The organism is Symbiopectobacterium sp., from assembly GCF_047692315.1.
Classification (GTDB): Bacteria; Pseudomonadota; Gammaproteobacteria; order Enterobacterales; family Enterobacteriaceae; genus Symbiopectobacterium.
The window spans coordinates 1-20,233 of the sequence record NZ_JBLLJS010000016.1 but is presented as its reverse complement, the minus strand read 5'-3'; the positions used below and the strand labels follow the sequence as shown (position 1 = coordinate 20,233).

General features: G+C 57.4%; 24 protein-coding genes and 4 pseudogenes. 26 read left to right on the top strand and 2 right to left on the bottom strand.

Annotated elements, in window-relative coordinates:
- On the top strand, positions 1–675 hold a 675-nt coding region (locus ACMZI0_RS08380), incomplete at its 5' end, for a helix-turn-helix domain-containing protein (protein WP_415672612.1).
- Positions 676–703: 28 nt separating this feature from the next.
- Here ACMZI0_RS08380 and ACMZI0_RS08375 read toward each other — a convergent pair.
- Positions 704–1,472 (bottom strand): annotated as a pseudogene (locus ACMZI0_RS08375) (DNA adenine methylase).
- Positions 1,473–1,749: 277 nt separating this feature from the next.
- Between ACMZI0_RS08375 and ACMZI0_RS08370 the strand changes: the two are divergent.
- From ACMZI0_RS08370 to ACMZI0_RS08290, 17 genes and pseudogenes are all read left to right on the top strand, one after another.
- The gene (locus ACMZI0_RS08370; protein ID WP_415672611.1) at positions 1,750–2,103 is read left to right on the top strand and encodes a putative holin; all 354 of its coding nucleotides are present in this window, start codon (positions 1,750–1,752) and stop codon (positions 2,101–2,103) included.
- 2 nt (positions 2,104–2,105) lie between these two features.
- Positions 2,106–2,744 carry a transglycosylase SLT domain-containing protein gene (locus ACMZI0_RS08365; RefSeq protein ID WP_415672610.1) on the top strand — a complete coding sequence of 213 codons (639 nt, stop codon included), beginning with the start codon at positions 2,106–2,108 and terminating at the stop codon, positions 2,742–2,744.
- Entirely contained in the window at positions 2,737–3,360 is a 624-nt protein-coding gene (locus ACMZI0_RS08360; protein ID WP_415672609.1) for a hypothetical protein, read from the top strand. The genes ACMZI0_RS08365 and ACMZI0_RS08360 overlap by 8 nt, the downstream gene beginning before the upstream one ends.
- Positions 3,357–3,680: a hypothetical protein gene (locus ACMZI0_RS08355; protein ID WP_415672608.1), complete on the top strand. Its 324-nt coding sequence runs from the start codon at positions 3,357–3,359 to the stop codon at positions 3,678–3,680. The genes ACMZI0_RS08360 and ACMZI0_RS08355 overlap by 4 nt, the downstream gene beginning before the upstream one ends.
- Positions 3,681–3,729: 49 nt before the next feature.
- A complete protein-coding gene (locus ACMZI0_RS08350; protein ID WP_415672607.1) occupies positions 3,730–3,993 on the top strand; it encodes a hypothetical protein in 264 nt (87 codons plus the stop codon).
- Positions 3,994–3,995: 2 nt separating this feature from the next.
- Positions 3,996–4,547 (top strand): DUF3486 family protein, encoded by a 552-nt coding sequence (locus ACMZI0_RS08345; RefSeq protein ID WP_415672606.1) that lies wholly within the window; start codon positions 3,996–3,998, stop codon positions 4,545–4,547.
- A complete protein-coding gene (locus ACMZI0_RS08340) occupies positions 4,544–5,860 on the top strand; it encodes a terminase large subunit domain-containing protein (protein WP_415672605.1) in 1,317 nt (438 codons plus the stop codon). The genes ACMZI0_RS08345 and ACMZI0_RS08340 overlap by 4 nt, the downstream gene beginning before the upstream one ends.
- Positions 5,860–7,347, top strand: a pseudogene (locus ACMZI0_RS08335) (DUF935 domain-containing protein). The gene ACMZI0_RS08340 and the pseudogene ACMZI0_RS08335 overlap by 1 nt, the downstream one beginning before the upstream one ends.
- The gene (locus ACMZI0_RS08330; RefSeq protein WP_415672604.1) at positions 7,334–8,161 is read left to right on the top strand and encodes a phage minor head protein; all 828 of its coding nucleotides are present in this window, start codon (positions 7,334–7,336) and stop codon (positions 8,159–8,161) included. Before ACMZI0_RS08335 ends, ACMZI0_RS08330 begins: the two are co-directional and overlap by 14 nt.
- 8 nt (positions 8,162–8,169) lie before the next feature.
- Positions 8,170–8,610 carry a phage virion morphogenesis protein gene (locus ACMZI0_RS08325; protein WP_415672603.1) on the top strand — a complete coding sequence of 147 codons (441 nt, stop codon included), beginning with the start codon at positions 8,170–8,172 and terminating at the stop codon, positions 8,608–8,610.
- A 167-nt stretch (positions 8,611–8,777) separates the two neighbouring features.
- Positions 8,778–9,215, top strand: a complete 438-nt coding sequence (locus ACMZI0_RS08320; protein WP_415672602.1) for a gp436 family protein — start codon at positions 8,778–8,780, stop codon at positions 9,213–9,215.
- On the top strand, positions 9,215–9,676 hold the full coding sequence (locus tag ACMZI0_RS08315; protein WP_415672601.1) for a Gp37 family protein: 462 nt from the start codon (positions 9,215–9,217) through the stop codon (positions 9,674–9,676). Before ACMZI0_RS08320 ends, ACMZI0_RS08315 begins: the two co-directional genes overlap by 1 nt.
- Positions 9,677–9,678: 2 nt before the next feature.
- Positions 9,679–9,969: a hypothetical protein gene (locus ACMZI0_RS08310; protein WP_415672600.1), complete on the top strand. Its 291-nt coding sequence runs from the start codon at positions 9,679–9,681 to the stop codon at positions 9,967–9,969.
- A pseudogene (locus tag ACMZI0_RS08305) lies at positions 9,966–11,400 on the top strand (phage tail sheath subtilisin-like domain-containing protein). The gene ACMZI0_RS08310 and the pseudogene ACMZI0_RS08305 overlap by 4 nt, the downstream one beginning before the upstream one ends.
- Positions 11,397–11,636, top strand: coding sequence for a hypothetical protein (locus tag ACMZI0_RS08300; protein WP_415672599.1), 240 nt, complete (start codon positions 11,397–11,399; stop codon positions 11,634–11,636). The pseudogene ACMZI0_RS08305 and the gene ACMZI0_RS08300 overlap by 4 nt, the downstream one beginning before the upstream one ends.
- Positions 11,633–12,157, top strand: a complete 525-nt coding sequence (locus tag ACMZI0_RS08295; RefSeq protein WP_415672598.1) for a phage major tail tube protein — start codon at positions 11,633–11,635, stop codon at positions 12,155–12,157. Before ACMZI0_RS08300 ends, ACMZI0_RS08295 begins: the two co-directional genes overlap by 4 nt.
- A 123-nt stretch (positions 12,158–12,280) precedes the next feature.
- Positions 12,281–12,553, top strand: a complete 273-nt coding sequence (locus ACMZI0_RS08290; protein WP_026823822.1) for a phage tail assembly protein — start codon at positions 12,281–12,283, stop codon at positions 12,551–12,553.
- Between the two features lie 83 nt (positions 12,554–12,636).
- Here ACMZI0_RS08290 and ACMZI0_RS08285 read toward each other — a convergent pair whose 3' ends face one another.
- A complete protein-coding gene (locus ACMZI0_RS08285) occupies positions 12,637–12,933 on the bottom strand; it encodes a hypothetical protein (RefSeq protein WP_415672597.1) in 297 nt (98 codons plus the stop codon).
- Positions 12,934–12,973: 40 nt separating this feature from the next.
- Between ACMZI0_RS08285 and ACMZI0_RS08280 the strand changes: the two are divergent.
- The 8 genes and pseudogenes from ACMZI0_RS08280 to ACMZI0_RS08245 form a co-directional block, all read left to right on the top strand.
- Positions 12,974–15,474: pseudogene (locus ACMZI0_RS08280) on the top strand (phage tail tape measure protein).
- Entirely contained in the window at positions 15,474–16,355 is an 882-nt protein-coding gene (locus ACMZI0_RS08275) for a phage tail protein (RefSeq protein WP_415672596.1), read from the top strand. Before ACMZI0_RS08280 ends, ACMZI0_RS08275 begins: the two are co-directional and overlap by 1 nt.
- Positions 16,355–16,582 (top strand): tail protein X, encoded by a 228-nt coding sequence (locus ACMZI0_RS08270; RefSeq protein ID WP_415672595.1) that lies wholly within the window; start codon positions 16,355–16,357, stop codon positions 16,580–16,582. The genes ACMZI0_RS08275 and ACMZI0_RS08270 overlap by 1 nt, the downstream gene beginning before the upstream one ends.
- Positions 16,570–17,757 carry a phage late control D family protein gene (locus ACMZI0_RS08265; RefSeq protein WP_415672594.1) on the top strand — a complete coding sequence of 396 codons (1,188 nt, stop codon included), beginning with the start codon at positions 16,570–16,572 and terminating at the stop codon, positions 17,755–17,757. The genes ACMZI0_RS08270 and ACMZI0_RS08265 overlap by 13 nt, the downstream gene beginning before the upstream one ends.
- On the top strand, positions 17,754–18,395 hold the full coding sequence (locus tag ACMZI0_RS08260; RefSeq protein ID WP_415672593.1) for a phage baseplate assembly protein V: 642 nt from the start codon (positions 17,754–17,756) through the stop codon (positions 18,393–18,395). Before ACMZI0_RS08265 ends, ACMZI0_RS08260 begins: the two co-directional genes overlap by 4 nt.
- Before the next feature lie 62 nt (positions 18,396–18,457).
- Positions 18,458–18,817 carry a GPW/gp25 family protein gene (locus ACMZI0_RS08255; protein WP_415672592.1) on the top strand — a complete coding sequence of 120 codons (360 nt, stop codon included), beginning with the start codon at positions 18,458–18,460 and terminating at the stop codon, positions 18,815–18,817.
- Positions 18,808–19,911: a baseplate J/gp47 family protein gene (locus ACMZI0_RS08250; RefSeq protein ID WP_415672591.1), complete on the top strand. Its 1,104-nt coding sequence runs from the start codon at positions 18,808–18,810 to the stop codon at positions 19,909–19,911. Before ACMZI0_RS08255 ends, ACMZI0_RS08250 begins: the two co-directional genes overlap by 10 nt.
- Positions 19,904–20,233: phage tail protein I (locus tag ACMZI0_RS08245; RefSeq protein ID WP_415672590.1), on the top strand; the 330-nt coding region annotated here is incomplete at its 3' end. The genes ACMZI0_RS08250 and ACMZI0_RS08245, both read left to right, overlap by 8 nt.

The window sequence follows — 20,233 nt, the reverse complement described above, 5'->3', positions numbered from 1 at the left end:
AGCTCTTCATTCCCAGCGCTGGGAATGCTAGGAAAAACTAAGCTCTTTGAACTGATGACAGAAGACGATGAAGACCTCGCCGAACTTGCCGAAGGCGGCACCATTGCCGGTCTAACGCTGGATGAGATTGATCGCATGTCGGTACGGGAATTACGAGCGACATTGCGTAAAGACGAGGCGGCGCTTAAACGCAGCCAGCAACTGGTGGCAGAAAAAGAGAAGCAGTTGCAACAGTTAAGCCAGCAGCTGACCGATAAAACCTTTCCTTCTGCCTCGAGCGATAAGCAGGCTCCGCTCGATACCCAGCAGTGGGTCACGCTGACGCTGGAGGGGGTGGGCGAACGCCTGAAATCCGAGCGCCTGCGGTTGGGACTCAGTCAGGAAAGCTTCGCTGAGCGGTGCGGTGTTAAAAAACTGACCCAGTACAATTATGAAAAAAGTGAGCGACATCCCGATGCTGCTTATCTGGTATCCGCTAAAGCATTAGGGGTTGATGTTAATTATTTGATTACAGGCGAGCGCAGCGATGAAGCCAGTGCGCTCGATGTGGTGCGCGATGAGGAGGAGGCGGAAGTGTTAACTGCCTTTCGATATATTCCCGGCGAAACACGCGAAGTGGCCAAACGTACCTTGACGGCAATGGCAGAGAAAAAAGCAGCCCGCCACCGCGTTTAACTTTCCCTATCCATGGCTGCGGATGGGGTTATTTGACAGTGATAATCAGCTCACGTCGTTGTGTGGGCTGATTGCTGTTCAGGCTATAACGAATCGGTACGCTATCCATATCGAACCCCTGAAACACTTCTCGCATCTCAGGAATATCATTGACCGAAATAATCATCATCCCCCGCCAGGTCTCGTCCCATACCCGCCAGTTTTTCATATTGCTCCAGACCAAAATCCACGCCATAGCCCTCGGTTCCCCAATACGGCGGGTCGCAGTAAAACAGCGTATGCGGACGGTCATAACGGGCAATGCAGCTTGCCCAGTCAAGTTATTCAATGGTGGTGCGTGATAGTCGCAGATGAGCCAACGACAGTTCTTCTTCCATGCGCAACAGGTTCAGGCGTGGCGCAGTGGTGGTGGTCACACCAAAGGTGTGCTCGGCCACCTTGCCGCCGAACTCCTGTTTTTGCAGGTAATAGAAACGGGCCGCGCGCTGGATATCGGTTAAGGTCTCGGTCGGGGTAATTTTCAACCATTGATACATCGCCCTGCTGACCAGCGCCCATTTAAACTGACGCGTAAATTCTTCCAGATGGTGTTTTAACACCCGATAGAGATTGACCAGCTCACCGTTGATATCGTTAATGACTTCCGCCTTGCTGGGTGACTTCATAAAGAAGAGCGCCGCCGCGCCACAAAATGGCTCCACGTAGCAGATATGCGCCGGGAAGCGCGGTAAAATTTGTTTTGCCAGTCGCCGTTTACCGCCTATCCAGGGCACTATCGGTAAAAAACTTTGCTGCATTGTCTGTAAGCCTTTTTCACTAATGGAAATTAATGTAGACTCTTTCCTGTCCTCGAGGACGGAAAGCGCCACGGTTGACTCACAGGTGGATTCTGTGTGTTGGCGGCTCGTGCGGTGTTCCTGCACCGTACGAGCCGCGCTTTTTCCCTTGCCCCGTTAGGGGCTAATGACTGCGCCTAACTTAACCACTTACCCACATCCCCACTAGTAAACCGCTTTAAAAGCGTTTGGCGCACTGCCCTGCGACACTGTCTGCCTGATTCTCAGGGAGATGGTGATGAAAACGCGAAAAAAATTGACCTTACCCCGATTAAAAACCCCGCGATTAAGCGGTTGGTTGCTCACCGCCGCAGGGTTGTTGCTGGTGATTGGCCTGGTCTCGCCGCAGCAATTGCCGGTGGTGCTCTACAAGCTGGCCTTGATTACCCTGGCGGCTGTGGTCGGTTACTGGCTTGACCGTTCGCTGTTCCCCAAGGCCCGCCCCGGTCAATACCTGCACCATGACCATCCGGAGGTGGCGCAGGGCCGTCATCCTGTGCGCGGGGGCTGTCATCAGGTATTTGCCGCTGCGCAACTGCGCCGGGCGGTGATTGTGGCCGCTGTCTGCCTTAGCGTGGCAATGGGGTTATAACCATGAACCGCTATCAACGTCCACAAGGCGACCCCAGATGGCTGTTATTCCTTTTGCTGATAGTGCTCCTTTGTGGCGCTTTTGATGCGGATGCCGCGCGTCCCCCGCAAGCGGCGCAGGAGTATCGGGCTAACCTGATACGCAACGCCCGTCTGGTGTGGGGACTCAATGCGCCGGTGGCTGATTTTGCTGCGCAGATTGAGCACGAAAGCGGCTGGCAGGCGGGTATCACCAACCGCATCGGGGCGCAGGGGCTGGGGCAGTTTATGCCCGCGACCACTGCCTGGATTGGGGAATTAATGCCGGAGCTGGCGGTCAAAGCGCCACTTAATCCCGGCTGGAGCCTGCGGGCAGTGGTGAGTTTCGATCACTGGCTATGGCAACGCTTGTCGGCGGTGGATCGCTGTGAGCGCATGGCGATGACCCTGTCGGCTTACAACGGTGGCCTGGGCTGGGTACAGCGTGATCGCCGTTTGGCGGAAAGTCAGGGGTACGATGGCAGCCGCTGGTTTGACAGCATTGAGCGGGTTAATGCCGGACGTAGCGTGAGCGCCTGGCGCGAGAATCGTCATTATCCCCGGCGCATTTTAAACGCCCTGGCACCCCGTTACCTGAGCTGGGGAGGGGCAAGCTGTGTTTAGCCTGGGCGGGATAAACACCCTCGGTGTGCTGCTCGGTGGCGCGCTGTTATCGCTCGCTTGGTGGCACGGCTACACGCAAGGCGAGAATCGGGCAACGGAACGGGGTGAGGCAACAATCAGTCAGCTGCGCGAGGCGTTTGCTGACCAGGAAAAACAGCGCGCCGAGCAGGCAGCGCAAACCCTACAAGCCCTGCAACAACGTTTTGAGCGCCAGGTTGCGGTTGCCCATACGAGCGAGCGGAATTACTTGGCGCACGTTGCACTAATAAACGCCGAAAACCGTCAACTCAAGAGGCAGATTGATGATGTTACACAACGTTGGCTGGATGAAAAAGGCAAGCCTCATGCTGTGTCCTGCGTATTTACTCGTGGCTTCGTGCAGTACTACAACGCCGCACTCGGCGTGCCTGATGCCAACGATCCAGGCGCTACCGCCGCTCCCGGCGGCGCTGGCAACACGACCCGGCCCACTGCGTCCGCTGGTGAGCCGCTCAGGCCCAGCCCGGTCACCCAGCGCGATATCCTCGCCAATATCACCGACAACGGGCAGCAATGTCAGGTCTGGCGGGCACAGATAAACGGGCTACTGGATTACATTGAAGGATTAACACCATGACATTACAAGTCGATTTCTGGGTGCTGGTGAACTATCTGTTCGGGCTGGCAGGCTTTCTCGGTGGGCTGGCCCGCTGGTTTATCCGAGAGACGGAAAAGCGCCAGGCTGAGCGATTTGCTTCGCTGGAGCGGTTAATGCGCGATGCATCCGATAAAGGGTCGCGCCTTGAGCGTGAAGTCCTGGAGTTCAAAGTGGAAGTGCCGGCGCGTTATGTCCGGCGCGACGAATTTATTCATTATCAGCAGGTGGTGGAGTCACGGCTTGACGCGATTTACCAGAAGCTGGAAACCATACAACTGCGTCAGGTGGCAGGAGGATAAGGATGATAGATACCGAACAGGCGCGCCGCGAAGGGTTGCGCTGGGTGTTATGCAGGTGGTCAACAAGGCACGGCCCTATCCGGCCAATGACCGGCTGCTGTGGGGTGTGGGCCATTCGCTCTACCCGGACATGACCATGCTGGAGCTGCAAAAAGAGTTACTGTTCCTTGAGGGCTTAAGTCTGGTTCGCCTGACCCGACCGCCAGCACGTGCCTGGACGGCCACGCTGACGCCGGAAGGGGTGAATCTGGTGGAATACGTGACGGACGATCTCCCCGGCATTGCCCGCCCGGCCAAATACTGGAGGGAGTGACGATGGCACCGCGCAGTCATATCGAGGTATTGCCTCCATCGGTGCGTGAATGGCTCGACCGGGCGCTGACTGAGCGCAATTTCAGTGGCTACCGAGAGCTGGAGACGTTGCTGCGTGATAAAGGGTATAGCATCGGTCGGGCGCAGATTTCCCGCTACGGTCAAAAGGTGCAGCGCCGCTTTGCCGCGATTCGTGACGCGACCGAAGCGGCGCGTCAACTGACCAAAGGTGCGCCAGATGACCAGGATACACGCTCAGAGTCCATTATGGCGCTGGTGCAGACTGAATTACTCAATAGCCTGCTGGAGGCACAAACAATAAAGGAAGAAGAGGGGTCGCCGGTTGAGCGGGCTGAGCGCTTTGCCCGCATGGCGAAAAATCTGGCACCCATTATTCATGCCAGCGTCAGCCTGAAAAAACTGCAAGGTCAGCTTAAGAAAATCAGCGCGGAAATGGCCAACCTGGAGCAGGAAGCCCAGCAGCAAGGTAAAGCACATGTCAGTCTGGATACCCTGAAGCGGGTGCGTGAAGAAATTTACGGGATTATTGCATGAGCAAAAACGTTGAACTCTACCCTTACCAGCAGCGCTGGCTGCTTGACCGGTCACGCTTTAAAATCGGCCAGTTTGCCCGCCAGACCGGCAAAACCTTTACCACCACGCTGGAGCTGGTTGACGACTGCTTTGAGACCGAGGCCCGTGGCGGTCGCACCCGCTGGGTCATTCTCTCGCGCGGTGAACGACAGGCCAAAGAGGCGATGGAAGAAGGGGTCAGAAAGCATTGTCAGGCTTATAGTCTGGTGGCACGTGAGTTTGAAGGTTACCTGATGGGCAGTGGTGGTGAGCGTTATACGATGTTAGAGGCAGTGCTGCCCGGCGGCTCGCGTATTACCGCACTCCCGGCGAACCCGGATACGGCGCGCGGCTTTGCCGCCAATGTGTTTCTCGATGAGTTTGCCTTTCATGCCGACAGCCGCAAAATCTGGACGGCGCTGTTTCCGGTGATATCGAACGGCTACAAGCTGCGCGTCACCTCCACCCCGAACGGCAAAGGCAACAAATTCTATGAACTGATGACCGATGCGTCCTTAGATACCGTCTGGTCGCGCCATGTGGTGGATATCTATCAGGCGGTGCGTGAAGGGCTGCCGCGCGATATTGCCGAAATGCGTGCCGCCCTGAACGATGATGACGCCTGGGAGCAGGAGTTTGAACTCAAATGGCTCGATGAAGCATCAAGCTGGCTCTCCTATGAGCTGATTGATGGCGTAGAGCATGACCTGGCGGGTATCCCCGAACACTATGCCGATGGCCCCTGCTTTGTCGGGGTTGATATCGCGACCCGTCATGACCTGTTTGTAATTTGGGTGATTGAGCAGGTGGGTGATGTGTACTGGACGCGCGACATCATTACCCGTAAACGGACCACCTTTGCCGAGCAGGACGCGCTGCTCGATGAGGTCTTTTTTCGCTACCGGGTACTGCGTTGCTGCATTGACCAGACCGGCATGGGAGAAAAGCCGGTGGAAGATGCCAAACGCCGTCATGGTACCCGTCGCGTCGAGGGGGTGCTGTTTACCGCCGGTAATAAACTCACGCTGGCTACGCGCGGCAAAGAAATCTTTGAAGACCGCCGGTTGCGTATTCCGCTCGGTGACAAGGATTTACGGGCTGACCTGCACAAGTTAACGCGCGTGACCGGCCCGACCGGTGCTCCGCGCTTTGTGGCCGACAGCGATGCCAGTGGCCATGCTGACCGCACCTGGGCCTGTTTTCTGGCGCTCAATGCCGCCGACAGCCCGACCGGGCCGGGACGTGTTTACTCCCGCCGCCCCCGGCAGGCTAACCGATTACTGGAGGGTTATTAATGGCACAAGGACTCTATGTCTCACCAACCGAATTTGTCGCCTTCGTCGACCCGCGTCGACCACTGATGCGCACCATTGCCTCGCGCGAGCGCAGCCCGGCAGGCATTCTGGGGTTTACCCAGTGGCTGCCTAACCCGGACGTCATTCTTAAATCTTTGGGGCACGATATCAGCGTCTACCGTGAACTGCGCGCTGAGCCGCTGGTCGGCAGCAGCATTCGCCGCCGTAAATCAGCCGTCAAGGCGCTGGAGCGGGGACTGACGCCACGCCATGCCGACAAGGCTGTGGTGGATTTTCTGAGTGAAGTGATGGAAGGCTGGGATATCGACCGTATCATTGGCGAGCTGCTGGATGCGGCCTTCTTTGGCTACCAGCCCGCCGAACTGACCTGGGTCAAACGTCACGACCGCCTGCTGGTCAGTGATATTGTCGGCAAACCGCCTGAGTGGTTTAGCTTTGATGACGGCAACCAGTTGCGCTTTCGTGCCAATCAGGCGGGTCTGGCCGGTGAGCAGTTGCCCCCGCGCAAGTTTGTGGTGGCAACACAAGACGCCACCTTTGATAACCCCTACGGCTTTTCCGACCTGTCGATGTGCTTCTGGCCGGTGGCGTTTAAAAAGGGTGGCTGGCGTTTCTGGATGCGCTTTACCGAGAAGTACGGCAGCCCCTGGCTGGTTGGCAAACACCCACGCGGCACCGCCGATGCGGAAATCGACCTGCTGCTCGATTCGCTCGACAAGATGGTGGAAGACGCGGTGGCGGTTATTCCCAATGATTCCACGGTAGAAATCATTGAATCCGCGGGCAAGGGTGCCTCCAGCGACATCTATCGCCATCTGATTGAGCTGGCACGCTCCGAAATCGTCATTGCCCTGCTGGGTCAAAACCAGACCACCGAAGCAGATACCACGCACGCCTCGGCGCAGGCCTGACTGGAAGTCGCCGCTGATATACGCGATGGTGATGCGTCGATGGTGATGAGTGCCATCAATCAGGTACTGCGGTTTATGGTGGAGCTTAACTTCGGTGAGGTGCTGATGCCCTCATGGGAGCTGTGGGCGCAAGAGACCATTGACGAGACCCAGGCCAAACGCGATTTGAGCCTCTCGCAGGCCGCGACGCTGTTTACCCCGCAATACTTTATGCGTGAGTACAACCTGCAGCCGGGCGACCTGCGCGAGTCAGCGGTCATGACGCCTTTGACGAACGCGGCCTTTGCCGAGGCGCAATCCGACGCCGCCGGGCTGGCAGAGGATGAACTGGAGCACGCGCTGGAGAGTTTGATAACAAGCGGGCAACTGGATAAGGCCATGCAGCCGATACTGGCTCCGCTGTTTGCCGCCGTCGAGCAGGGCCAGTCTCCCCAGGCATTAATGGGCATGCTGGCAGAGCTTTACCCACGTATGAATACAGAGCGCCTGCACGAGACGCTGGCACAACTTCTGTTTGTGGCGAAAATCGCCGGGAGGCTCAGTGCTCACTCGTAACGACATTGCCGTCTGTTTTGGCCTGCCGCCTGCACGCGCCATTGCCTACCTCAGCGCCAAGGGCTACCGCATCACCTGGGACTGGGAGGAGATGTGGCAGGAAGCGCATGCACAAGCCTTTACCGTGGCGAAGGTGATGCACCTCGATATTCTGGAGGATATCCGCCAGGCACTGGAAAAAGCCCTGGCGGAAGGCAAGACCCTGCAGTGGTTTAAAAAGGAACTGACACCGGTGCTACAGGCCAAGGGATGGTGGGGAAAAACCGATACCACCGACCCCATCACAGGCGAGCCGGTCACCGTCCAGCAGGGCAGTGCATGGCGGCTGGAGACGATTTACCGCACGAATCTCTCCATACTCTACAGCGCCGGACGCTGGGCCGAGCAGCAAGCCAATATCGATGATCGGCCTTACTGGATGTACGTGGCCATCCGCGATAAACGCACGCGCAAAAGTCATCTGGCACTGCACGGATTGGTTTTCCCGGCGGATGCTCCGTTCTGGCAGACTTTCTATCCACCTAACGGCTGGCGCTGTCGCTGCAGCGTGATTGCGCTGACCGCCGACGAGGTTCGTCAGCGCGGGCTGGCTGTGGGTACGGCAGCCGGTCGACTGGAGACTGCGCTCAGATTGGTCTCTGAAAAAACGGGGGAAATGAAGCCGGTGACCACGTTTCATTTACCGTCCGGTAAAACCCTCAGCCCGGATGTCGGCTTTTCCTATACACCCGGTCGTGCTTACGCCCCTGACCTCACGCGCTACGGCGGCCCGCTGGCTGCACTGGCGCGTCAACAGTTGCGAGGGCCATCATGAAAGACCTGATGCACATTCAGATTGATGCCCGCGAACTGGCAAAGGCACTACGCGACCTGAGCCTCGCCGGGCAGGACATGACGCCGCTGATGCGCGCTCTGGCAGAAACCCTCAAGACCGAAACCGACCTGAACTTCGAGGATGAGAGGCACCCGGCCTGGCAGCCTTCCGTGGCCTCCTTGGCGCGCAAGGGCATGACCTTGTCGGCCAGCGGCCAGCTACGCGGCAGTGTCACCACCGACTACAGTAGCCATCATGCCACGGTGGGCAGCAACCTCGATTATGCGCGTATTCATCAACTGGGCGGCAAGGCCGGACGCCAACGCCGCGTCACTCTGCCCGCGCGACCTTATCTGCCTGTTGATGAGCAGGGCGCGCTTCATCCTGGTATCGAACAAAAACTGCTGGAGTCGGTGCTGCGCTATCTGGAAAGGGCCACCCGCCGCTAACGCCCGTGGCGCGTTTTACGGCGTTCAGGCGGGTCAGTTTACCCCTGACGCCCTTTATAAACCTTTATAAAGGCTTTCTTGCGCCATTTTTATCGCCTCCGTTGACGGTCGTCGCCTTTTAACGGCACGATGGGGCGATCAGCCGTTATCCGTACATTCCCGATGATGTGGCGGCGGTTATTCCCCGCCAGACGCTGATTGAGCTGACGCAGGACGGGGTGAGCATGGCGATTGGCCAGTCGCTACCGGAAGTGGTTAATGAGACGGTGGTCAGTGAGGCTATCCGGTATGCGGTCGAGTTGATTGATGCGCATCTGCGCGGGCGCTATACCCTGCCGCTGACGCAGGTACCCACTGTCCTCAGGGATTTGGCGCTGAATCTGGTGTGTCATGCCCTCTATCGCCGCCGCCCTGAAGGTGACCTGCCGGAAGCGGCCAAGGAAAGCTACCGTGCTACCGAGAAAACCCTGGTGGCGTTGCGCGACGGCAAGCTGACGCTGGGTATTCAGGCGACACAGAAGGATATGCCCGAGCCGGGGGAATACCGTGTCCGCAGCCGGGAGCGGCAATTCGGTGGCCCTGATGGCCTGTTGGAGCGCTACTGATGGATACCCTTACCCTACTGAGCGCGGTGGTTGAACGACTGCGCCTTCAGCTGCCGGGCCTGCATGTGGATTTTTTCCCCGAACGGCCTGAGCAGTTTCGCCTGAATCATCCGCGCGGGGCGGTGCTGGTCAGCTACGGCAAATCCCGCTTTGGCCAGACGCAGGATATCGGGGTGGTTATTCAGCCGCAGACCGTCAGACTGACCGCCACGGTGGTGGTGAGACAGCTTAACGGCAAAGACGGCGCGGTGGCGGTGCTTGACCAGGTGCGCCAGTGTCTGGGCGGCTGGCGTCCACCCGACTGCCAGCGTGATATCTGGCTGGTCGAGGAGGTCTTTTGGGGGCAGACCGAGGGACTGTGGCAATACGTGCTCACCGTTGAGACCGTGACGGCCTTTATCCAGAACGACAGCCCCGAAGACAATCCCCCGTTAACCCAGATAACCCGTGAGGAGAAATAAAGATGGCCCTGTTTCGTTATGACGGCCCACCCAGTGGCGTCACCCTGCGTACCGGCGAGGTGCTGCAGGAAGTCCTGCTCTGGCCGGGGCGGGAAGTGAAAATGCCGGAAGATCATGAGTACACCCAGACACTGGTGTGTCTCGGCTATCTGACGCGCCTGGATGCGCAACCGGCCTACCTTGAACCGGCGGCGCGTCCTGTTAAATCCCGCCCCGCCAATACCCCCTCGCCGCCAGAGAAGACTGGCGAGTGTAAAACAGACAGCCCGAGCACGGAAGGAGAAAAAGCATGAGCGATCCCTATGTACACGGCCCGGAAACCATTGAGGTCGAGCGCGGCCCCCGTCCGGTACGAGGCTCTAAATCATCGGTGATAGGACTGATAGGCACCGCCCCCACGGGCACGGTGAATAAACCGATACAATGCCTGTCAGAAAAGGACGCCGCCCAGTTTGGCCCGGAGATAGACGGTTTTACGATACCGCAGGCACTGCGGGCGATTTACGATCATGGGGCAGGTACGGTGGTGGTTATCAACGTACTGGATCCGAAACGGCATACCGGGCATGTGGATGAAAATGACCTGAAATTTGATGTACAGCATCAACGAGCACGACTGCGCTATGGCTATGTCAGCAATCTGGTATTGAAAAGCGCCGACAGCAAAACCACGTATCGGCGAGAGACGGATTATCGGCTTGAGCCGGTGAGCGGTACGCTAACGCGGCAAGCCAAAGGCGCTATCCCGGCAGGCGAAGCCTGTATCGCCAGCTACGATCATCTGGATACCGGTCAGGTCACGGTGGCAGATATTCTGGGCAGTATCGATACCGCCGGACGACGGAGCGGCATCAAGGTACTCGACGATGTTTATAATCTGCTGGGCTATGACGCCAAAATTTTGATTGCACCAGTCTATTGTACCCAGACCTCGGTCACTGCCGAGCTGGCGGCCTATGCCGACAAGCTCAAGGCCATCGCCTATGTGGATGCGCCGATTGGCACCACCTTTGCGCAGGCTATCGCCGGTCGCGGATCGTCTGGCACCATCAACTTCAACACCGCCTCCGAGCGTGTGCGCCTGTGCTATCCGCATGCCCTGGTGTATGACAAGGCCAGCAACAAAAATCGCCTGGAGCCGCTCTCGCAACGTGCAGCGGGATTGCGGGCGAAAGTCGACCTGGAAAAAGGGTTCTGGTGGTCGTCCTCCAATCAGGAGATTGCCGGGATTGTCGGCATGGAGCGGGCGCTGTCGGCGAAGCTCGGTGATGCCCAAAGTGAAGTTAACCAGCTCAATGAAAACGGCATCACCACGGTATTTAACGGTTTTGGTACCGGTCTGCGCCTATGGGGCAACCGCACGGCGGCCTTTCCGACCGTCACCCATATGAAGAACTTTGAAAACGTGCGGCGCACGGGCCGATATGCTCGACGAGGCGCTGCGCTTTTTCAGTCCGCAGTATATGGACAGGCCCATAGATCAGGCATTGATTGATGCCCTGTGCGAGTCGGTCAATGCCTACGGGTGCAAGCTGATAGGCGATGGCGCACTGCTTGGATTTCGCTGCTGGTATGACAAGGCGCGTAACACGAAAGAGGAGTTGTCTGCCGGGCATCTGTTGCTGAACTATGCCTATACCCCGCCCCCGCCGATGGAGCGGCTGACCTATGAAACCGAAATTACCGCCGAGTTTCTGGCTAACCTGAAAGGCGCTGTGTCATGATAATGGTAGAAGAGAACAAGATGCGTCGTTGTCTGTTGCTGGGCGAACTCTACCGTGAAAGGAAGGCGCGCCCGCGAGGGGAAGGACTGTTTATCGCCGATCTGGCGCAACGGTTTGGGGCAGGTCTGGACTTCGATGTGCATTATCTTATTGAGAAGGGCTTGATTACCGGGTCAATGGGAGACCTGACATTGACGGCAATCGGTGTTGATGCCCTGGAAGGAGGTGGAATATGACCGGTAAAATTCAGCTTAACGCCATCAGTAATGCCAATGTCTATGTCAATGGCAATAATCTGCTGGGTCGGGCGACCGAGGTGAAGTGCCCGGAGATACAGGCCATCATGCAGGAGCGCAAGGCGCTCGGTCTGGTGGGCAAGATAGAGTTGCCTTACGGTTTTGACAAACTGGAAGGGGAAATCAAGTGGAACAGTTTTTACGCCGATGTCGCCCGGATGGTCGCCAACCCGTTTAGCACCTATCAGCTGCAGTGCCGCTGCAGTGTCCAGCAGTTTGGTAGCCAGGGACGGTTCAATGAAATGCCGATGGTGACCTATATGACGGTGATGTTTAAAAAGAACCCGCTGGGCACCTTCAAGCAGCATGAGGATCCGGATTTAAGCAGCGCCTTTACCTGCACCTATATCAAGCAGGTGATGAATGGCGAAGAGTTACTGGAGCTGGACTACATGGCGAATATTTTTCGCGTGGGCGGGGTGGATATGCTGATAGACTACCGGGCCAATATTGGTGGTTAGTGAACCATTCGTTTTCAGGGGGCGTTATCGTCCCTGTCTTCTTAATGGCGTTTAAAAGCCCCTGGCCCACCCAAATGTCAGACTGTCAGGGTCAAGATCATCCCCTCAACCCAGGAGCTTATTATGAACGATACTTACCCTCTGCGTTTTCCCTATCCACTTGCCAATGGTGAGATGCTGACCCAGGTCACCGTGCGTCGTTTGACCGTGCGCGACATGAAACAGGTACGCAAGCAAAGTCAGGATCCGTCTGATTTGGATGAATTGCTGGTTGCCAGCATGACCGGGCTGTTACCGGAAGATTTGGACAAGATGGATTTGGCGGATTACCAGGCATTGCATGGCCGATTTCGCGACTTTGCGGGGCTGGATACTGTATCCGGGACAACTGCGTAAGGCGGAGGCGTTACTGGCGAGGTGGTTTCGTTGGCAGCCCAGTGAGATTGACGGACTGCCGGTGGAGGAATTTGAGGGCTACCTTAAGGAAGCGGGCGAGCAGATAAAGCGCGAATACGGTGAATAGTCCAGCGGATAATGCGGTAAGCAACGTAGCTGCTAGCCCATAAGAACGCCATAAACATTCCCGCAACCGATGCAAGTGGCATAGAAACAATGATGGCGGCAGTGAAAATCAGCATGGCCAAAAGTACTTTCACGCCGAATTCAGCATCAAGCGGTGCTACAAGCATGATGGTTTTGTACGTCACAAATGCGACGAACAATCCATAAAGCAATTTGCCGATCCCGGTGACAATTTCATAGGCTTCTTCGTTCATAGGCGGGCCTCTTTTCTATTATTAAAATGAGTTTACCTCTATGCCGAGTTCATTTTCAATTGGCGTTGTCGTCTCCGCCGCCCTGCACGGCACGTTCCGGGCTGTTATGGGGAATTCTCAGCGTACACTGGAACGGCTGAGTTCGGCGACCACCCAGCTGCAGCAGCGTCAGGCATCGCTGACGCGCGCGGTTAGCCGATACGGCGACATTGGCGGGGATGCCGCCCACCGCCTGAACGGTGAACTGACCCGCGTTGGTCATACCCTATCCCGATTGGAAAGCCAGCAGGAACGCCTGACACGCGCCACCGCCACCTCGACCGCCTTGCGTGATAATCGCATGAAGATCTACGGTCAGGGACTGGAGAGCTACGGCATGGCTCGGGCGGCCTATGGTGCCGTTCAGCCGTCAGTAAAAAAGTACATGTCCTTTCAGGACAACATGATCGATATGGCGATCACGGCGGGCTTTAACACGAAAACCCGCGACGCACTGGGCAAGGATATTCGTGCCTGGAGCCTGCAGTACAATCAGACCCAGGACGATTTACAGGCAGCAAGCAGCCCACTGATTGGCAATAATATCGATGATTTAGATGATCTCCGCGCCTACCTGCCAAGTATTGCCCGCGCGGCCACGGCCACAAAAACCCCAGCAGAGCTGTGGGCGCAAGCCGCCTTTACCACCAAACAGTCGCTGGGCATCGCCGCCAAAGATTTCGCCGCCGTACAGAACATCATGACCTATGGTGGCAAAGCGGGATCGTTTGAAATTGCTGACCAGGTGAAGTGGTTACCCGATTTAGCCCCACAAATGGCGAATGTAGCCCAGGGTAAGGAGGCAGTTGCGGAGACGGTGGCAGCCTTACAGGTGGCAAAAATTGGGGCGGGTAGTTCAGATAAAGCGGCGAACAATTTTAATAATTTTCTCGAAAAACTGTATGCCCCAGAAACAAAAAAACGCTTTGCCGATGTGCATATCGATATTGAAAAGTCATTAATGCAGCAAAAAGCGTATGGCATTTCGCCGATTGAAGGGATGATGAATACCCTGCAAACCTATTTGGCGCAAAAAAGTCCGCAAGCCCCGGCACAATTTAAATCGGCGATGGCGCTGCAAGACGATAAGGCTCGCGATAAGGCGTTATTGGCCCTTCAGCAAAATTTTGGGTTGGGTGAACTGTTCGCCGATATGCAGGTGATGGCGTTTGTACGACCAATGCTGGCCAATATGGAGAAGTACCGCACTATCCGCGTTGAAGCCCTCAACGCCGCCAATACCGACGTGCTGGCAGGAGATTTCTCCCGACGCCTGGCGTCGCCCATTGAGAAAATGAAACAATTGATGGTCGCCAGTGGTGATTTGGGGATCAGTATAGGGGAGCAGCTCACACCGAAAGTCGTCGGATTCGTCGATACGGTTGTGCCCTTGATAACTCAGCTCAACAGCTGGGTTCAAGCTAACCCACAGCTTGTGCAAGGTATTGCAGGTGTTGTTGCCGGGTTACTCGTATTTAAAACAAGTCTTGTCGTGTTGAGAATGGCGCTCAATCTGGTTGTATTGACACCGATGACCGCTATCTGGAAGGGTTTCTTAACCCTACGGAGCGGCTGGTTAATGATGTCTGCCGCTTTTAGCCAGGGTGGTAGCCTTCGCCGTCTGTGGCTGGACTCATGGGCCGACTCTCACGCGGCGCGTTGCGTCTGGGGGCGGTGCTCGGCGGCGGACTGGTGCGTGGCCTGATGATAGCCGGACGTGCTGTGCTGTTTGTGGGTCGTGCACTGATGCTGACACCCATTGGGCTGTTGATTACCGGTATTGCTGTCGGCGCTTTCCTGATTTACCGCTACTGGGGGCCAATTAGCGCCTGGTTCAAAGTCCGATGGGAGGATATCAAACAGGCGTTTTCCGGCGGCATCGGTGGCGTAGCGGCGCTGATTATCAACTGGTCGCCGGTGGGGCTGTTCTATAAGGCGTTCGCGGGGGTAATGCGCTATTTCAATATTGAGTTACCCGCCAATTTTACCGATTTCGGTCGCAACCTGATTGAGGGACTGGTCAGCGGTATTCGCAGCAAGCTGACCGCGGCGAGAGAGAGTATCACCGAGTTTGGCGGCAGTATCAAAAGCTGGTTTAGCGAGACGCTGGGTATTAATAGTCCCTCACGGGTCTTTATGGGCTTTGGGGACAATATCGTTGAGGGGGCGGCAATCGGTATCCGACGCACCACCCCAAAAACTCGCAGCGCGACCAGCGACTGGCTGGCGGCGTTGTTGCAGGCAGGCTCAGGTCTGGCACTGCCGGGTCTGCCTGGGTGGCGGTCTGCCCCCATCCCCTCGGTGCCGAACGGGGCGGGGCCGATGGGTCATGGGACGACAGGCCAGGGCGGTATCGTGGTGCATTTCAGTCCCAATATTGTGCTTGATGGCCGGTCGCAAACCCCCGGTTCGGCGGTGCAGCAGGCGTTGAGTCTGGGTGTGCGCGAACTGGAGCAGATGCTGGCGCGCGTACTGCAACAACAACACCGGAGGCTGGAATAATGTTTGCCGTATTGGGGGATATCCCTTTTCAGCTGGGTACCAGTTTTGATGCCCTGGACGGGACTTTTGGCAATGACTTTGCCGAGCAGGCACGCATTGGCCACAAGCCGGGCTTACAGTTTACCGGGGCTAAACTGGATGAGTACCATCTGACCCTGGTGCTTCATCAGCGTTACTGTGACCCGGCGAGTGAGTGGCAACGGTTGCAGGCGGCGAGCCGTGCCCATCAGGCGCTGGCCTTTGTGCTGGGTAACGGCGATTACAAGGGCTGGTTTGTGATCACCGACCTGTCGCTGAGTACCCAGCTCTGCAGTGCGCAGGGCCGTGCCCAGGCGCTATCGGTTGAGGTGACGCTGCGCGAATATACCGGCGACCCGCAAAAGCCGCTGAGACCGCCTGCCGTCAAAGGTGGGTTGCCGAACCTGAATCAGACCCGGCAGGCGGCCTTGCCCGCGTCGGGGCTGCGCCAGGCGGTGGGCTTTGCCCGGCAGGCGCAATCGGCGCTACAGACCGCCTCCAGTGTCATCCGGGTCGCACGACAGATGAAAAGTAATCCGGTGGCGGCGCTGACCCGCGTGCCCGGCGTGCTGACCAGTCTCGGCGATGTGGCCGCGCCGCTGGCGCAATCGCAACCCTGGCTGCGCCAGTTAACCGGCAGGTTACCCGACGCTATCCCGCTCCTGCGGGCGAGCGGTGAAGCGGCAACGATGATAGACCATGCCCAAGACACCCTGCGCGGCCTTGCGCCGGGCGAGAGTCAACATCTGCCCGGTGCGCTCGATACCGTCGCCGGTCTGGTTGGCAATGCCGTGACGGTTTACCAGCATCAATCCGCACCGCTGAGTCGCCTGGCCAGCCGTATTATTAGCCGGGGGAGATAATGATGCCTGCTGATACGCCTGCCGTAATGATCCATACCACCCGTGAAGGCGAACGCTGGGACACCCTGGCGCATCACTATTATGGCGACCCGCTGGGCTATGGGCGCATCATTATGGCTAATCCGCAGGTGGCCATTACCGCGTCTCTCCCGGCAGGGGTGCAGCTGCTTATCCCTATCATTGCAGCGGATGACACGGAGGAGAACACACCACCATGGCTGCGCTAACCCCCCGGTCTGACACGATAACCCCGGTAGATACTCCTACCTTTACCCTGCATTACGACCAGCAAGATATCTCGCGGGAAGTGACGCCTTATGTGCTGTCGGTGAGCTTTACCGACCGGCTGGCCGGGGAATCGGATGAAGTTGAAGTCGAGCTGGAAGATATCGACGGTCGCTGGCGTGAGGCGTGGTATCCGGGCAAAGGCGACAGCCTGACGCTGGCGATAGGTCTGGCAGGTCAACCGCTGCTGGCGTGCGGGACGTTCTCCCTGGATGAGCTGGAATTTTCCGGCCCGCCGGACAGCGTGCGCTTACGGGGGCTATCGGCCCCGGTGACCCGCGCGTTGCGTACCCGCAGTAACCGGGCCTTTGAAGCCACCACGCTGCGGGCTATCGCCAGCCGGATAGCCAAAAAACATCATCTGCGGCTGGAAGGTATCCTTGCGCCTTTGACGCTCGACCGGGTGACGCAGTATAACGAAACCGATCTGGCGTTTATCACCCGTCTGGGACGTGAGTATGGCTATATTGTCAAGGTGACCGATAAGGCGCTGGTGTTTTCCCATCGCGCGACATTGCGCGAAGCCTCGCCGCTACTGACGCTGACGCCGTCTGACGTGAGCTGCTTTACCCTGCGCGATACGCTTAATCGCATTTATCAACAAGGCAAGGTCAAATACCAGGACACCCGCACCAAAAAACTGGTCACTGTCGGCGTGCTGGCCGATGGCAGCATCGGCACGGTGGCAGAGGAAACCCTCCCTGCCAAGGGAGGGAGAGCCACCAGTGCGGACACGCTGCAGATGCAAAACCGGGCACGCACCCGCGATGAAGCGGTCGGTAAGCTGTGTGCCGGACTTAACCGCCACAATGAATACCAGCGCACGGCAAATCTCAGTCTGCCGGGTCAGACCCGACTAAAAGCCGGTATCACGGTGCAACTGGCGGACTTCGGTCGCTTATCCGGAGTCTGGCTCGTCACCTCGGTGCGGCACGACCTTAACCGACAAAGTGGCTATACCTGCGAACTGGAGTTAGGCCAGGGGCCGATTGCTAATTCGCATAAAAAAGGCAAGGCCAGCAAGCCACAGAGTCTTATGGTCATCGGTAAAAAAGCCGACGGCAGTATTGGCGTGGTGGCAACAGAAACCCCCGTTGCACAGGAGAAAACCCGATGAGCGGTATCAAATTTACCACGGGCACGGTGAGTGCGGTGGATGAGAAAACGGTGCGGGTACGGGTTCGTTTGCCGGAGCTGGATAATCTGCGTACCGCCTGGCTTGAGGTGCTGCAGCGCAACACGCAGAATAACAAGGATTACTGGCTGCCGGATATTGGCGAGCAGGTCAAACTGTTACTTGACCCTTATGGCGATGATGGCCTGGTGCTCGGCGCGGTCTATTCACAGGTCGACCGACCGGCTATTGCGTCACGCGACAAACGCCGGGTCGACTTTGCCGATGGCACCTTTGTCGAGTATGACCGCAAAACCCATGCGATGGCGGTCGGCGGCACCCTCCAGACCCTGACGTTGATCACTCAGGCTAATGCGCTTATCCAGACGCAAAATGCGACGGTGAAAGCGAGTCAACAGCTCATACTCGATTCACCTGATACCCTTACGACCGGTAACCTGACAGTGCAGAAGCAACTCACTTACCTAGGCGGTATGAGCGGCTCGGGTGGCAAGGGGGCGGCAGCCACTATTAACGGCGATATCAAGGCCAGCGGGGATATCCAGGCCGGAAACGTGTCGCTGGAAAACCATCAGCACAGTAACGGTCATGATGGCAGGCCAACCGGCAAGCCGATATAAGCGCTTACAGGCTTTAATGCGCTTTAATACCCCCTGTTGCCCGCCTGTGTCATGCTGCCAGTATGAAAAATGATTATGCAACGTCCGTTTACTGGCAGCCCGCGCTGAACCGTCCCGGCGAACGCGTTTCAGGGCTGGCCGATATTGAGCAGTCCATGCGTATTATTCTGGGTACGCCCTGTGGTGCAGACCTGCATCGGCCCGATTTTGGCAGCAACCTGTACCGCTATCTGGATATGCCCATCGAGCAGGCCATTCCCCATGTCGTCAGAGAGACGGTCGATGCGCTGCGCCGTTGGGAGCCACGAATACAACTCCTTGAGGTAAAACCGCGTGCTGAAGCAGAGCATCTCTGGTTGCGGGTACGCTGGCAGCCGATAACGGACGGCACGCCACAGATGACGGAGGTCGCATGGCGTTAAGCGACAAGAAACCGGTATTTATCAACACCGATGCGGCGGCACTGACCGCTGAAATGATAGCCTGGTATGAAAAAGTCAGCGGCAAGACGCTCTATCCGGCGCAGGATGAACGGCTGCTGATTAACCTGATGGCTTACCGTGAGGCACTGGTACGCCTGGCGATTCAAGATACTGCTGAGCAGAATCTGGTGGCCTTTGCTCGCGCCCCGATGCTGGACTATTTGGGTGAACTGGTCGGCGTATACCGCCTGGCGGCTGCGGCAGCCCGTACCCGCCTACGGTTTCAGCTCGAAGAGCCTCCCGCCACGCCGTTGGTCATTCCGGCGGGCGCGCGCGTCAGTGCTCGCGACAGTATTGTTTTTGCTACCGATAATGCTGTCACCCTGAGCGACACCACTGCCAGCGTGAATGCCACCTGTACCGAGCGCGGCACACTTGGCAACGGCTGGCAACCGGCGCAAATCAGCACCTTGCTCGACGGCATCAACGATGCTGACCTGAGCGTGACCAATACCGAACCCAGTACCGGTGGTGCTGATCCGGAAGAGGATGAGCATCTTCGTGAGCGTATCCGGCTGGCCCCCGCGTCATTTAGCAACGCCGGTTCGCGCGAGGCGTACCGTTTTCATGCCATGAGTGCCCATCAGGATATCCGCGATGTGGCGGTGATGCGCCCGGTACCGGGTACCGTGGCGCTTTATCCACTGGTCAAAACCGGTCTGCCGTCCGACACCTTGCTGGCCCTGGTCAGCGGCACATGCGCGGATGAAAAGGTGCGCCCATTAACGGATATCGTCAAGGTGGCCTCGCCGGTTAAGGTCATCTACCGGATTGAAGCGGCTATCCGCGTTTATGCTGGCTACGATAGCGCCGAGGTCATGGCAAAAGTGAAGCAGTCCGCCCAGCGTTATATGGACAAGCAGGCCGCACAGCTGGGCCGTGATATTGTTCCCAGCCAGATACAGGCCACCCTCTCGGTCAACGGGGTTTACAGCGTCGAGCTTAAACAACCGACCCTGCAGGTGGTGAAAGAAAACGAATGGCCCTGGTGTGAAAACATCGACCTGAAGTTAGTGGGGGTGGTCAATGACTGATATCACACCCGATACCCCTGCCCACGAGACCTTACTGCCCCCGCCATTAGCCGACGATAGCCGCTTTCAGTGGCTGGCGATATTAGCGGGCCGATTGCAGCAGCTTGACCTGACGCCGCTGCTGGTCTACCTGATGGATATGACCGAAACCAGTGCCTTACCCTGGCTGGCCGAACAACTGTCGCTGACCGGCGATAATGGCTGGGAGCTGGCGGAATCGGATGATGTACGTCGCACGCTTATCAAATCCGCCATCGAGCTGCACCGCTACAAAGGGACGCCGTGGTCAATCCGGGAAATTATCCGCCGTTTTGGCTTTGGC

Bases quoted from the DNA above. Each gene is read 5' to 3' on its own strand.
- ACMZI0_RS08300 (WP_415672599.1), top strand. From the start codon at position 11,397: ATGATAATGGTAGAAGAGAACAAGATGCGTCGTTGTCTGTTGCTGGGC.
- ACMZI0_RS08345 (WP_415672606.1), top strand. From the start codon at position 3,996: ATGGCACCGCGCAGTCATATCGAGGTATTGCCTCCATCGGTGCGTGAA.
- ACMZI0_RS08290 (WP_026823822.1), top strand. From the start codon at position 12,281: ATGAACGATACTTACCCTCTGCGTTTTCCCTATCCACTTGCCAATGGT.
- ACMZI0_RS08310 (WP_415672600.1), top strand. From the start codon at position 9,679: ATGGCCCTGTTTCGTTATGACGGCCCACCCAGTGGCGTCACCCTGCGT.
- ACMZI0_RS08355 (WP_415672608.1), top strand. From the start codon at position 3,357: ATGACATTACAAGTCGATTTCTGGGTGCTGGTGAACTATCTGTTCGGG.
- ACMZI0_RS08275 (WP_415672596.1), top strand. From the start codon at position 15,474: ATGTTTGCCGTATTGGGGGATATCCCTTTTCAGCTGGGTACCAGTTTT.
- ACMZI0_RS08315 (WP_415672601.1), top strand. From the start codon at position 9,215: ATGGATACCCTTACCCTACTGAGCGCGGTGGTTGAACGACTGCGCCTT.
- ACMZI0_RS08365 (WP_415672610.1), top strand. From the start codon at position 2,106: ATGAACCGCTATCAACGTCCACAAGGCGACCCCAGATGGCTGTTATTC.
- ACMZI0_RS08340 (WP_415672605.1), top strand. From the start codon at position 4,544: ATGAGCAAAAACGTTGAACTCTACCCTTACCAGCAGCGCTGGCTGCTT.
- ACMZI0_RS08265 (WP_415672594.1), top strand. From the start codon at position 16,570: ATGGCTGCGCTAACCCCCCGGTCTGACACGATAACCCCGGTAGATACT.
- ACMZI0_RS08325 (WP_415672603.1), top strand. From the start codon at position 8,170: ATGCACATTCAGATTGATGCCCGCGAACTGGCAAAGGCACTACGCGAC.
- ACMZI0_RS08270 (WP_415672595.1), top strand. From the start codon at position 16,355: ATGATGCCTGCTGATACGCCTGCCGTAATGATCCATACCACCCGTGAA.
- ACMZI0_RS08285 (WP_415672597.1), bottom strand. From the start codon at position 12,933: ATGAACGAAGAAGCCTATGAAATTGTCACCGGGATCGGCAAATTGCTT.
- ACMZI0_RS08295 (WP_415672598.1), top strand. From the start codon at position 11,633: ATGACCGGTAAAATTCAGCTTAACGCCATCAGTAATGCCAATGTCTAT.
- ACMZI0_RS08370 (WP_415672611.1), top strand. From the start codon at position 1,750: ATGAAAACGCGAAAAAAATTGACCTTACCCCGATTAAAAACCCCGCGA.
- ACMZI0_RS08250 (WP_415672591.1), top strand. From the start codon at position 18,808: ATGGCGTTAAGCGACAAGAAACCGGTATTTATCAACACCGATGCGGCG.
- ACMZI0_RS08260 (WP_415672593.1), top strand. From the start codon at position 17,754: ATGAGCGGTATCAAATTTACCACGGGCACGGTGAGTGCGGTGGATGAG.
- ACMZI0_RS08350 (WP_415672607.1), top strand. From the start codon at position 3,730: ATGCAGGTGGTCAACAAGGCACGGCCCTATCCGGCCAATGACCGGCTG.
- ACMZI0_RS08255 (WP_415672592.1), top strand. From the start codon at position 18,458: ATGAAAAATGATTATGCAACGTCCGTTTACTGGCAGCCCGCGCTGAAC.